The organism is Agarilytica rhodophyticola, from assembly GCF_002157225.2.
In the GTDB taxonomy this organism is placed as follows: domain Bacteria; phylum Pseudomonadota; class Gammaproteobacteria; order Pseudomonadales; family Cellvibrionaceae; genus Agarilytica; species Agarilytica rhodophyticola.
Map to the genome: position 1 here is coordinate 1 of NZ_CP020038.1, position 12,885 is coordinate 12,885.

General features: G+C 42.3%; 12 protein-coding genes. 9 read left to right on the forward strand and 3 right to left on the reverse strand.

Translation table 11 applies throughout. The annotated features are described in order from the left end of the window. Nucleotides 1–19: 19 nt before the first annotated feature. Complete coding sequence (gene dnaA, locus BVC89_RS00005) at nucleotides 20–1,552, reverse strand: chromosomal replication initiator protein DnaA (RefSeq protein WP_086929255.1); 1,533 nt, start codon at nucleotides 1,550–1,552, stop codon at nucleotides 20–22. A 580-nt stretch (nucleotides 1,553–2,132) separates the two neighbouring features. Here dnaA and rpmH point away from each other — a divergent pair. The 9 genes from rpmH to BVC89_RS00050 all read left to right on the forward strand — a co-directional run bounded on the left by rpmH (nucleotide 2,133) and on the right by BVC89_RS00050 (nucleotide 11,036). Continuing rightward, the gene (rpmH, locus tag BVC89_RS00010; protein ID WP_086929256.1) at nucleotides 2,133–2,267 is read left to right on the forward strand and encodes a 50S ribosomal protein L34; all 135 of its coding nucleotides are present in this window, start codon (nucleotides 2,133–2,135) and stop codon (nucleotides 2,265–2,267) included. Between the two features lie 30 nt (nucleotides 2,268–2,297). Continuing rightward, nucleotides 2,298–2,687, forward strand: coding sequence for a ribonuclease P protein component (gene rnpA, locus BVC89_RS00015; RefSeq protein WP_086929257.1), 390 nt, complete (start codon nucleotides 2,298–2,300; stop codon nucleotides 2,685–2,687). Next, a complete protein-coding gene (gene yidD / locus BVC89_RS00020; protein WP_086929258.1) occupies nucleotides 2,627–2,908 on the forward strand; it encodes a membrane protein insertion efficiency factor YidD in 282 nt (93 codons plus the stop codon). Before rnpA ends, yidD begins: the two co-directional genes overlap by 61 nt. A 39-nt stretch (nucleotides 2,909–2,947) precedes the next feature. Then, nucleotides 2,948–4,636, forward strand: coding sequence for a membrane protein insertase YidC (gene yidC, locus BVC89_RS00025; RefSeq protein ID WP_086929259.1), 1,689 nt, complete (start codon nucleotides 2,948–2,950; stop codon nucleotides 4,634–4,636). Beyond that, nucleotides 4,633–6,000: a tRNA uridine-5-carboxymethylaminomethyl(34) synthesis GTPase MnmE gene (gene mnmE / locus BVC89_RS00030; RefSeq protein WP_425428404.1), complete on the forward strand. Its 1,368-nt coding sequence runs from the start codon at nucleotides 4,633–4,635 to the stop codon at nucleotides 5,998–6,000. The genes yidC and mnmE overlap by 4 nt, the downstream gene beginning before the upstream one ends. 599 nt (nucleotides 6,001–6,599) lie before the next feature. Next, nucleotides 6,600–8,498 (forward strand): tRNA uridine-5-carboxymethylaminomethyl(34) synthesis enzyme MnmG, encoded by a 1,899-nt coding sequence (mnmG, locus tag BVC89_RS00035; protein WP_086929261.1) that lies wholly within the window; start codon nucleotides 6,600–6,602, stop codon nucleotides 8,496–8,498. Between the two features lie 58 nt (nucleotides 8,499–8,556). Beyond that, nucleotides 8,557–9,156, forward strand: coding sequence for a 16S rRNA (guanine(527)-N(7))-methyltransferase RsmG (gene rsmG / locus BVC89_RS00040; protein WP_245929448.1), 600 nt, complete (start codon nucleotides 8,557–8,559; stop codon nucleotides 9,154–9,156). 89 nt (nucleotides 9,157–9,245) lie between these two features. After that, complete coding sequence (locus BVC89_RS00045) at nucleotides 9,246–10,043, forward strand: ParA family protein (protein ID WP_086929262.1); 798 nt, start codon at nucleotides 9,246–9,248, stop codon at nucleotides 10,041–10,043. Nucleotides 10,044–10,112: 69 nt separating this feature from the next. Continuing rightward, entirely contained in the window at nucleotides 10,113–11,036 is a 924-nt protein-coding gene (locus tag BVC89_RS00050; RefSeq protein WP_086929263.1) for a ParB/RepB/Spo0J family partition protein, read from the forward strand. 42 nt (nucleotides 11,037–11,078) lie between these two features. On the opposite strand, the gene BVC89_RS00055 is transcribed toward BVC89_RS00050, so the two are convergent. Together BVC89_RS00055 and BVC89_RS00060 are read right to left on the reverse strand one after the other, a co-directional pair. Next, nucleotides 11,079–12,005, reverse strand: coding sequence for a class I SAM-dependent methyltransferase (locus BVC89_RS00055; protein ID WP_086929264.1), 927 nt, complete (start codon nucleotides 12,003–12,005; stop codon nucleotides 11,079–11,081). A 263-nt stretch (nucleotides 12,006–12,268) separates the two neighbouring features. Continuing rightward, nucleotides 12,269–12,724: a YHS domain-containing (seleno)protein gene (locus tag BVC89_RS00060; RefSeq protein WP_086929265.1), complete on the reverse strand. Its 456-nt coding sequence runs from the start codon at nucleotides 12,722–12,724 to the stop codon at nucleotides 12,269–12,271. Nucleotides 12,725–12,885: the final 161 nt, after the last annotated feature.

Sequence of the window (12,885 nt, forward strand, 5' to 3'; positions counted from 1 at the left end):
ATATATGAAAGCTTTGGATCTAGGTGGTCAAAATTCTCAAAAGATTCTTAATATCTTCTTTTATATCAGCATCAGACTCCAACAGCTCTTTAATTTTGCGGCAAGCATGCAAAACTGTAGTATGATCCCGCCCTCCGAATACCTCACCTATTTCAGGAAGACTATGATTAGTTAGGTCTTTAGCCAAATACATAGCCACTTGTCTAGGCCGGGCTACAGACCTACTTCTTCTCTTAGAGTGAAGATCAGACACCTTTATCTTATAATATTCAGCCACCACACGCTGTATATTATCGGTGCTTACTAAGCGATCTTGCAGTGCCAATAGATCTTTCAGCGCCTCACGGACTAAATCTACTGATATCTCTCGATTTGTAAAATGAGCGTTAGCGATAACTCGCTTAAGAGCACCTTCCAATTCGCGCACATTAGAGCGTATGCGCTGGGCAATAAAAAAAGCGGCATCGTTAGGGAGATTCATCGCAGCTTGGTCAGCTTTCTTCATCAAGATTGCTACCCGGGTCTCTAACTCAGGTGGCTCAATAGCTACAGTAAGCCCCCACCCAAAACGCGACTTTAACCGCTCTTCCAAACCATCTATTTCTTTTGGATAGCGATCGCACGTTACAATAATCTGCTGCCCGCCTTCTAAAAGCGCATTGAAAGTATGAAAGAACTCTTCTTGTGAACGTTCTTTGCCAGCAAAGAATTGAATATCATCAATCAACAACGCATCAACAGAGCGATAGTAACGTTTAAAATCGTTAATAGCGTTTAGCTGCAATGCCTTAACCATATCAGCCACAAATCTTTCGGAGTGCAGATATACCACCTTAGCGCCAGGCTTACGCTGGCAAAGGGCATTACCAACGGCATGCATAAGGTGAGTTTTACCCAAGCCTACGCCACCGTATATAAATAAGGGGTTATACGCACCACCTGGATTTTCTGACACCTGAGTCGCCGCAGCTAAGCCTAATTGGTTAGATTTACCAACAACAAAATTCTCAAAGATAAAATTCGCATTTAAATTCGATTTGTGCTCCAAGCCCCCTTCCACATCCGACTTATTAACGCGGGTACGGGTTTCAGATACATCATAATTAGAGGACGAATTGGATTCACGTTGCGATGGTTTATTAGCAGGGTTAAGAATAGAAATAGAGTTGGCCTGTAAACCAGGTTCCTGAGTTGGCGACGGAGGCTCAGGAATCAAGGGTGGTGCAGCCGCCTCTTCCTTCTCTGAAGGCGCAGTAGTCTCTTCATTTTGGCGAGAGAATGATTTAGGGCTTTCAAAGGCAGCCGCTTTCTTGGCAACCACTATTTCAAGGGCTGTTTTGACAGTAGAACTACTGTCATTAATTAAGTCTTCTATTCGACCCTTATATTTATCGTTCACCCAATCCAATACAAACCGATTAGGTGCTATAAGGCGCAACAAACTTGCATCCACCGCTTCAGCACGAAGAGGGCGAATCCACGTGTTAAATTGCTGCGAAGGCAATTCATTTTGCAAATGAGAAATGCAGTAATCCCAAACAGAATGTGGCAATTCCTAAAACCCCAATAAATAAAAGCTTACGAAGCTCAGATGATAAAAAGAATGGAAATTTGGCAGTGCAGAAATCCGTGCCATTACCTTGTACGGCGACCGACAATTGTACTCTCGTCCCACAATTTTATCCACAGACATTAAGCCAAATATGGCTATTTATCTGCAAATATAAATAAAAAAATCTTGTTAAACCAACAACATAAGAATAGAAGGAAAATTCAATTAGGTATTTATTCACATGCCATTTTTATTTTATTTTTTGTGGATAAATCTGTTGATAAAATATTAATAAATTGTTTTTAAAAAGTGTATTTTAAAAAGCCGACGGTCCAAAGCTCTTATTACACAAGGGCCTGACAGAAAAAGAGTGTTTTTTAAACAGTAAATAAAATTAATGCAAATTAAAATTGATTTTGTGTACAGAGTTCTATATCATCCCGCGTCCTTTAGAGCGCTGCATATTTAAGCTTTTATCTTATGTGCGCAAACAGTACCCAGTTTCTGCCAGACAAAAACTGGAATATAATACGCCCCTTGTGGTTTAACCCTTAGTACACACTTTGTAGGTGATTTTGAAATGAAAAGAACATTTCAGCCAAGTAATTTAAAGCGTAAACGCACTCATGGCTTCCGTGCTCGTATGGCTACCAAAGGCGGCCGTAAAGTTTTGGCACGCAGACGTGCTAAAGGTCGTAAGCAACTCGCCGCTTAATATAATTAATCTCTGGAGTTATAGTTCCTTTTGCGCAAGGAATTCAGTTTTCCCAAGTCTTTAAGGCTGCTTAACTCCAGTGATTTCTCCCCGGTATTCGATAAACCTTCATTTAAGGTTCATCATCCTCAATTTCTCCTCCTCGCAAAATTTAATAATTTAAACCATCCTCGTTTAGGCATTGTCGTCGCCAAAAAGAATATCCGCTTAGCTGTGAACAGAAATAGAACTAAGAGATTGATACGAGAGACTTTCCGTAATAAACAGAACAATCTTCCAACAATAGATGCTATAGTGCTCGCGCGCAGGGGTAACGAAGAATTGCTAAACGAACAGATACTGGAGATATTAGAGGGGATATGGCGTCGTGCAGCCAAAAAAGCTCAGAAAAACAATCCTCCGAAAGAACGGGAGCGTTGATTTCTTGCGTGCTCGTTCCCATAAAGTTTTACCAATACCTAATAAGTCCCTTATTAGGTCCTCGATGTCGGTTTGAACCAAGTTGCTCAAATTATGCTGAACAAGCTATCAGAACCCACGGCATAATTCGTGGAATAGGCTATGCGCTCAAACGACTTATCAAATGTCACCCTTGGCACCCAGGTGGTTTCGATCCAGTGCCGACAAAGGAAAGACAGTAAATACACAAATTTTTGATTATTAATGGGTAGTGATTCAAGATGAATTGGTTACGCAACGCCTTGATTGGGGGCATTTTAGTTGTTGTTTTTTTGCTATTTATTCGCTGGAACGAATTCCAGGAAAATAAAGTCGCCATAAATGCAGCTTCCCAAGAAACCATTACTGCAGATGCAGATATACCAATTGAAAACAATGCTATAGAAACCCCTAGCGCGGTAGCAGCTTCTGATGAAGATATTCCTTTAGCGCCGAATCAGGCTGATCAGAGCCTACAAGATGATGATCAACCAGCCAAAAGTACTGCACTTATTAAAGTAGATACTGACAGTTTCCACATTTTGATCGATCCCAAAGGTGGCGACATTGTCAAAGTATCTCTAGCGAAATACCTAGCCGACATCGAAGATAAAGAAAGCTCTTTTATTCTACTCAATCGCAGTGCTTCTCATACCTATGTTGCAGAGTCGGATCTTGTCGGTCCCAATGGCACTCATACTGCAAAAACAGGCAGACAACTATATAGCAGTGCTGCCACTAGCTACCAACTAGGCGAAGGCCAAGATGAATTAAGCGTCGATTTAACATTGGTCCAAAATGGCGTAGATATAACCAAGCGCTTCACTTTTAAACGGGATTCCTACCTGATACAAGTAGAATACATAGTGAACAACCGCTCCAGTGAAACCTGGAAGGCCGCTATGTATGGCCGTATAAAACGCGATGGTTACGAGCCTCCTTCCGAAACCGGCTTTGGTGTGCAGCCTTATCTAGGTGCCGCTATCACTACCGCTGAAACAAACTACAAAAAAATAGACTTCGAAGATATTGACGAAGGCAAGATTGAGCACAGCAATAAAGGCGGCTGGGTGGCAATGATTCAGCACTACTTTGTCAGTGCCTGGGTACCTAACCCGGAAGACGAAAACAAATATAGTCTGCAAAAAAGCGGCAATAAAAAATACTACCTGATGGGATACACCAGTCCACTTTACTCTGTGGCTCCCGGTCAACAAGAAACAATCTCTTCTTCTTTTTATGTCGGTCCCAAAATTATTAAGAATCTGGAGAAAGTCTCTCCACATCTAGATTTAACTATCGATTTCAGCTGGCTCTGGTTTATCGCTAAGCCATTATTTCTTGCTTTAGACTTCATCCATGGCTTTGTCGGCAATTGGGGAATCGCCATTATTCTACTGACTTGCCTGGTCAAAATTATCTTCTTCTATCCCTCTGCAATGGCTTATCGATCCATGGCAAAAATGCGCAAAGTGATGCCACTTATGCAAGAACTTAAAGAGCGCTATGGTGATGATCGTCAACGTATGGGCATGGAGACCATGAAGCTTTATAAAAAAGAAGGGGTGAATCCTCTGGGTGGATGTTTGCCTATGTTGTTGCAAATGCCAGTATTTATCGCATTGTATTGGGCGCTTATGGAAAGTGTTGAATTACGACACTCTCCTTTCTTCTTTTGGATTGTGGACTTGAGCATTAAAGATCCTTACTTCATATTGCCACTTATCTTTGGCGCCAGTATGTTCTTCCAACAAAAGCTCAACCCACCGCCAACAGATCCTATGCAGGCGAAGGTAATGCAGTTGATGCCTATTTTCTTTACTTTCTTATTTATGATGTTCCCAGCAGGCTTAGTACTATACTGGGTAACAAACAATGCTCTATCTATTACCCAGCAATACATTATTACTAAGCAAATAGAAAATTCATAAACGTGAGCCACTACCACCCAGATACAATTTGCGCCCTGGCAACTCCGCCAGGACGTGGTGGTATTGGCATTGTTCGAATTTCAGGTCCTGACAGTCTTAAGATCGCTCAACACATCCTAAAATTTACACCAAGAAAACGCTTTGCCCACTACACAGATTTTCATATTGGTGGAAAAGTATTAGATCAAGGGATTGCCCTCTTCTTCCCTGGCCCCCACTCTTTTACAGGTGAAGATGTAGTTGAACTGCAAGGACATGGCGGCCCTGTCATCATGGATATGATCCTAAGTGAAATATCTGCTCAAGGCGCGCGTCTAGCTAATCCAGGAGAATTTTCTGAGCGAGCATTCTTAAATGACAAGTTGGATCTTGCCCAAGCAGAAGCGATAGCGGATCTCATCGATGCTAGTTCCCAACAAGCCGCAAAACGGGCGATAAACTCACTCAAGGGTGAATTCTCAAAGAAAATTGAGGGTATCGTTGAAAAACTCATACACCTCAGGATGTATGTTGAATCAGCTATCGACTTTCCTGAGGAAGAAATAGATTTCCTCAACGATGGCAAAGTCGAGGGGATGTTAACGGATATATTGGCCCTGACCGATGATACCCTGCGTGAAGCCCAGCAAGGTGTGCTGCTGCGCGAAGGGATGAAGGTGGTGATTGCAGGAAGACCCAACGCAGGTAAGTCCAGCTTATTGAATCAACTAGCGCAGAGGGATTTGGCAATTGTTACCAATATTCCTGGCACTACACGTGACGTCCTCAGAGAGCATATTCATATCGATGGTCTACCGATTCATATCGCTGATACAGCGGGCTTGCGGGAAAGCCCCGACCAAGTAGAACAAATAGGTATAGAAAGGGCTTGGAAGGAAATCGAAGAAGCTGATCGCATCCTATTGATGATCGACAGCACAGATCAAGAACAACTTGATATCAACAAGCATTGGCAACAATTACTTGATAACAAGGCATATGCCAGCAAGTTAACCATAATCTACAACAAGATAGATCAATCCCTCCTCGACCTTGCTAAGGATGATAACGACAATAAGATAATGGCCATATCGGCACTTACGGGCGATGGAATAGACGAACTCAAGCAACATCTCAAAGCAGTTATTGGCTATGAAGGCACTACCGAAGGCAGTTTCAGCGCGAGACGTCGACATATAAACGCCATTGAGAAGGCCAAAGATTATCTCACTAACGGACAGCAACAATTAAGACAAAATGCAGCCGGTGAGCTTCTTGCTGAAGACCTCAAATATGCCCAGAACCACCTTAACGAAATCACTGGAAGCTTCACTCCTGACGATTTACTAGGCAAAATTTTCTCAAGTTTCTGTATCGGAAAATAATTTCTTTTCCACACTCCTGATATCCTCTTTTTTCACGCCTAATTTACCACTTCATAAATACAGCTAAGTGCACATTTAAATTACACCTTATCCCCCACTTAATCACAGCGAAATATATTTTCCTACACTTTATCCACAACTTACCAAAGTTCATTTTTTTACCCACACCTTATAATCAAAACACACACACCTTGTGGATATTACTGTTAACAATGGAATTACTTATGTGCATAAATTGTTAAAACGTACCGTAATATTCCGTATTTTAAGCTGTGAACAGTATCTGTGGATAAATTAGCTCAATTTCCTCGATGGGATAAGTCACTCTTTTATTCACAACAAAAACGCAACAAAAAAGCAGCTAGTAAAATAGATATACAGCAATTATTTTCTCAATAACTATCTGATTTTTATAAGGTTTTACTAGTTACACACAGGTAGGAAGTACACTAATAACTATAAAAAACATAATATAAAACCCTATATACATATACCCATAACACTATTTTGATTAATAAATAATTCTAAAAATTTCAGTTCTTTTCTCATTCCATCATCTCTATAATGCTTGCCTATTTTCTTTTAGCACCACTATATCTATGGACTACCCAACACATTTTGATGTCATCGTAATCGGCGGTGGACATGCCGGTACCGAGGCTTCTCTTGCTGCTGCAAGGATGGGAAGTACTACCTTATTGCTGACACATAACATCGATACGCTGGGTCAGATGAGCTGTAATCCTGCAATTGGAGGAATAGGAAAGAGTCATCTTGTTAAAGAGATAGATGCTCTTGGTGGTGCTATGGCATTAGCCACTGATAAAGGTGGTATTCAATTTAGGGTGCTAAACAGCCGCAAAGGCCCTGCCGTTAGGGCTACTCGCGCTCAGGCAGACAGAGTGCTATACAAGGCTGCTATACGAGAAATACTTGAGCACCAGCCTAACCTTCATATTTTCCAACAAGCCGCTGATGACCTGATTGTTGAAGGTGATCAAGTCCGAGGTGTAGTTACCCAAATGGGCTTGAAGTTTTATGCTCCCAGTGTGGTATTAACTGCAGGTACATTCCTCGGCGGCAAAATTCACATAGGTATGGATAATCATTCTGGAGGGCGAGCAGGTGATCCCCCTTCTATCGCCTTAGCTGATCGCTTACGTGAATTACCCTTAAGGGTTGATCGACTTAAAACCGGCACACCTCCGCGGATAGATGCGAGGTCGGTGAATTTTGAGGGCCTCGAAGAGCAGTGGGGAGATAAAATAGACTCCACCATGTCGTTTATGGGATCACTCGATGATCATCCTAAGCAAACCTGCTGTTGGATTACCCACACCAGTAGCGAAACACACGATATTATCCGCAGTGGCTTTGAACGCTCACCAATGTTTACAGGAGTGATCGAAGGTGTTGGTCCACGCTATTGCCCTTCTATCGAAGACAAAGTAAACCGCTTTGCCGATAAAGATAGCCATCAGATCTTTATTGAGCCGGAAGGACTTAATACCACAGAGTTATATCCCAATGGCATTTCCACTAGTTTGCCGTTTGATATCCAGATGCGTTTTGTCAGATCTATAAAAGGCTTTGAAAATGCACATATTGTGCGGCCCGGCTATGCCATAGAATATGATTTCTTTGACCCTCGTGATCTAAAGTACAGTCTTGAGACACAAAGCATCCAAGGTTTATTTTTCGCCGGTCAGATAAACGGTACCACCGGTTATGAAGAAGCTGGTGCTCAGGGCCTGGTTGCCGGTGCCAATGCATCTTTGCGCGCCCAGGATAAAGATCCATGGTGTCCTCAGCGAGATCAGGCCTATATGGGGGTACTGGTAGACGATCTGATTACCATGGGCACCAAAGAGCCCTACCGTATGTTCACCAGCCGTGCGGAGTATCGCCTTCTACTTCGTGAAGATAACGCGGATATGCGCCTCACGGAAAAAGGGCGCGAATTAGGTTTGGTCGATGATCTTCGCTGGCAAGCGTTTATTGACAAACGCGAGGCAGTTGAGCGTGAAACTCAGCGTATGAAGTCTACTTGGATACAAGCAGGCAGCGAAGAAGCGGCTGAACTGGAGAAGAAAGTATCATCTCCCTTAACACGGGAATATTCATTGATGGACTTGCTTAAACGTCCAGAGCTTAGTTATTCCGATTTAGCCTTTCTTAAGGGGGAAGGTATAGAAGATTCACAAGTGGCCGAGCAAGTCGAAATATCTGCAAAATATTCTGGTTACATCGACCGCCAGCAAGAAGAAATAGAACGCCTGCATAAGTACGAAAATACACCGATACCCAGTGACTTTGAATATAGTACAGTCGAAGGGCTATCAAACGAGGTAAAACAGAAGCTCAGTGATGCACGTCCACAGACGATTGCTCGAGCATCGAGAATTCCTGGCGTCACACCCGCAGCAATTAGTTTGCTATTGGTCTATCTTAAAAAACGTGGTCAGCTAACTAACGCCAAGAGCGCTATTACGGGTTAGGTTTCGGGTGGGAAGAGAATCGACATTTGCAGATGTGCTTGCGCAAGGCTGCCTTGATATCAATTATCCACTTGAATCCTCTAAGATTTCCTTGTTGCTGGATTATCTTGAGCTTTTAATTAAGTGGAATTCTGCTTACAACCTATCCGCAATTCGTGATCCTGAGCAGATGTTATATAAACATCTGCTCGATAGCTTAAGTGTTGCCCCTTTTGTCGAAGGTAGCTTAGCGAAGCATTTTATTGATGTTGGCACGGGTGCCGGTTTACCTGGAATCCCATTAGCCATATGCTATGAGGATAAACAGTTTACCTTATTAGACTCTGCTGGTAAGAAAACTCGATTTTTGCAACAGGTTGTACATACTTTGGGCTTAAAGAATGTCAAGGTTGTTAATACGAGAGTTGAAAGCTATGTACCCGAGCAAGGCTACGATGTGGTCATTAGCCGCGCTTTTGCTTCACTAACGGATATGATTCAATGGTGTAAACACTTGCTTACACCGGATGGCCAGTTTTGGGCGATGAAAGGCGTTTTTCCACAAGATGAGTTGTCTGATGTAGAAAAACACTATATGGTCGAGTCCTGTTCAAAACTGCAGGTACCCGGCGACGTTGGAGAACGTTGTCTGCTGATCATAAAACCCAAGGTTTGTTGATGTTTCATGATCACTCCTGATTGGAGTCTAAAAAGTGCTAACCAATGTCAACAGACTCTAATAACACTGAAATTTCTTAGGGCCAAAATGTGGGAAATATTTACGCAATAGCTAATCAAAAAGGTGGCGTTGGAAAAACCACTTCTTGTGTGAATCTAGCGGCGTCTCTGGCAGCAACAAAACGCAAAGTTCTCCTTGTCGATCTCGATCCTCAAGGTAATGCCACTATGGGAAGTGGTATTGATAAAAACGGCTTGGAATATACGGTTTACGATGTCCTGATGGACACTGCCCGCACTGAGGGCGCAATGCAAAAATCACCTGAAGGCCACTATTTAGTATTACCTGCTAATAGCGATTTGACTGCTGCTGAAGTAGAAATGCTAGCGCTTGAAAATAAAGAGCACAGGCTGCGCAATGCCCTACTAAGTGTAAAAGATAAGTTCGACTACATTCTTATTGATTGTCCACCGTCTCTGAATATGTTGACAGTCAATGCCCTCGCTTCCTGTGATGGTGTCATTATTCCCATGCAGTGCGAATACTATGCCCTTGAAGGCCTATCAGCCTTGGTCAATACTATTAACACAATACAGAGTGTGCTGAATCCCGATCTGAAAATTGAAGGTATTTTACGGACCATGTACGACCCGCGAAATAGCTTAACAGGCGATGTGTCAGCACAATTAGCGGCCCATTTTGGGGATCGTGTTTACCGCACGTGTGTGCCGCGCAATGTGCGTCTAGCTGAGGCGCCGAGCTTTGGAATGCCGGTCATATCCTACGATAAGCATTCTAAGGGAGCACTCGCTTATATTGCATTAGCTGGTGAAATTATTCGCCGCAACGATGCCCCCAACCCTGAGCCTCTCGCTACCGCAAGCTGATTGCGTTGGCGAGATCAGCATAAAATAAAAGGTATCCTCTTAAAGGTTCTACTTGGTTAAGGTTTTTATATGGCAAAACGCAAAGGACTAGGCCGCGGCCTCGATTCTTTAATTTCTGGTGCGACAGGTGTTTCCAGCGCGGAGGCCATTCGCTCGGCAACCGAAGCCCTTAAAATTAAAGATGACGACAGTAAGGTCGTAGATGGAGAGTTAAAACATCTTCCTGTTGAGTTTTTGCAGCGGGGTAAGTACCAACCTAGGCGAGATATGTCGCCTGAAGCGCTGGAAGAATTATCTCAGTCCATTAAAACTCAAGGGGTAATGCAGCCAATTGTTGTGCGGCCCATTGGCAAAGATAAGTATGAAATTATCGCCGGTGAAAGGCGTTGGCGAGCGACGCAACTTGCAGAGCTAGATAAGATTCCTGCGGTGATCCGCGAAGTTCCCGATGAAACTGCTATTGCTATGGCACTTATCGAGAATATCCAACGTGAGGATCTCAACCCTGTTGAAGAAGCAACAGCTCTTAAGCGCCTGCAAGAAGAGTTTGAACTAACGCAACAGGAAGTCGCTGAAACGGTGGGGAAATCAAGAACAGCGATTACTAATTTACTTCGCCTACTCAACCTGACAACAGAAGTGAAAACTTTATTGGAACATGGTGATCTGGAAATGGGGCATGCACGTTGTCTACTCACTTTAGAAGAGGATCAACAGCGTGAAGCTGCACGGATTATTGTTTCCAAGAGTCTTTCGGTTCGTCAAGCTGAAGCATTAGCGAAAAAGATTCAAGAAGACTCTAAGTCGGATAATAGTAAACCAGAGAAAACTAGCCCGGATTTAAAAAACCTTGAGGAAGGTCTTTCTGAACATGTAGGTGTGCCGGTGATGGTTCAGCACAGCGCTAAAGGGAAAGGTAAGTTGGTGCTCAAGTATAACAATTTAGATGAGCTTGACGGCATTCTTGCTCATCTTAAATATAAGCAGGAATAATATTTCCTGCTTAAGCTCAGCCTTCCTTGGCTTTCTCATTATTTACGACTTCTTAAATAATAAGGTCATTCTGTTAGACTCGCCAATTTCGGTGTATTGGGCTTTCTTCTCTTCGTCTTCTCTACTGGTTGAATAGTTTGGTGGGAGGCGCCATACAATATCGTCCTCCCCTGGTTGATCCTTCGCATTTTCATTGATATCTGATTCACTAACTAAGGAAAAACCTGCCTTTTTGAAAGCTTCGATAAGGTAAGATTTTTTTAAATAGCCTCGTGAGCCATCTGCCCACTCACTTGCTTTATCTTCCGGTGCCTGATGTTGAACAACACCGACGATGCCGCCAGGTTTCAGTACCCGTGACATTTCTTTTAGTGCGTTTGTAAGAAACTCGCCTTTTGATTCAAACCTATTGAGGTTATGCAGTGCTCTAATAAACAATGCTGCGTCTACAGATTCACTCATTGTTTCGGGAAGAGTCGCAAAGGTATAGGCTGAAATAGCAGCAGTTTCGGTATCATCTCCATACCATTGTCCGGCATCGCCGCTCCATTTTTCTGACCAAGTTTTACGTTTCTCCAAAAACTCTTCGTCGACAAAACTAAAGTTCGGCCACATGTTTAAGTCGTAATCAACACCGATGAGTTTCCCTTCTTTTCCCAAGTAAGGTAATAATATTTTACTATACCAACCTCCTCCTGGAAGAGCTTCAACAACTGTCATACCTGGTGTGATACCAAAAAACTCTAATGTTTCTTTTGGATGTCTATGGGGGTATCTGGCTTGGGAATCTTGATCTTGCATGGCCAGAACATCATCTAATGATGGTTGTGCCATTGTTTTTGTATCAGCTGCGCTTTCTTCTACAACTGCTGGTTTTGATTCTACTGCTGGGCTTTCCTCCGTTGTTTCTGTTTTTTCCGCGCAAGCTGCGCAAAGTGCTATTGCACTTAATAAAAAAAGACGTTTCATTAAAAATCCCCCAATATAAAGTAAAAGTTGTTATGTCTGCTTATTTCATAAAACTATAAAAATATACAACATCAAAATAGAATTAATCTTGCCAACATAATAAAGGTTAATAATAAAAAAATATCTACAAAAATATACAGACAGGCCCTCAATTTGATGATTGTAAGGTAAATAAAAAGAAGAGCTATAGAAATGATGGGGTGCTTTAGCAGACCATGTCGTATGCATCTTAGGTCTGCTATAGCTGGATATAACGTAAATGACTATTTTTCTAGAACTTTAGGCCAGTTCTCGTCAGCTTTAGCTATCTTATTATCTTGATCAACTAACCACTTTTTAAACGAGCTGCGATTATTATTAAGATACAATTTACCATCTACTATTCGCCAATTGTCTGGTCTTGGAGAGGTTGTAAAACCGTGGGCAACGGCGAATGCACAATAGCCACCATATTGCGGCGCATAAGCCTCCGGACTTTCACGGAACTTATCCAGATTTTCTTGCGAAGAGAATTTCCAGGTGGCCCCCTTCCATTCATAAGTATAATCATTAGAGCCTTTTACGGCTTTTGCACCTTGGGGTAATGAGTAGTATGCGACTACATCAATGCCTTTTACTGCACCCCTTTTTTTATGGGAATAAATCTCTGGACTATCGGCAAAAGCAAATGAAAAAATTGCCAAGAGAGGGAAAAGAGCAAGATATCTAACTACTCTCATAACTAAGTTACCTCCAGCTAATTGCTATTAATATTAATAAGTTACACGTAAAAATTCTTATCAAGTTATGTTCTAAAATATATTAGTGTTTAAGGCTTACAAGAAATACGGGCAAAATCCTATTTCCATTGAAGTTATAGTATGAAACTATTTATGTCGTC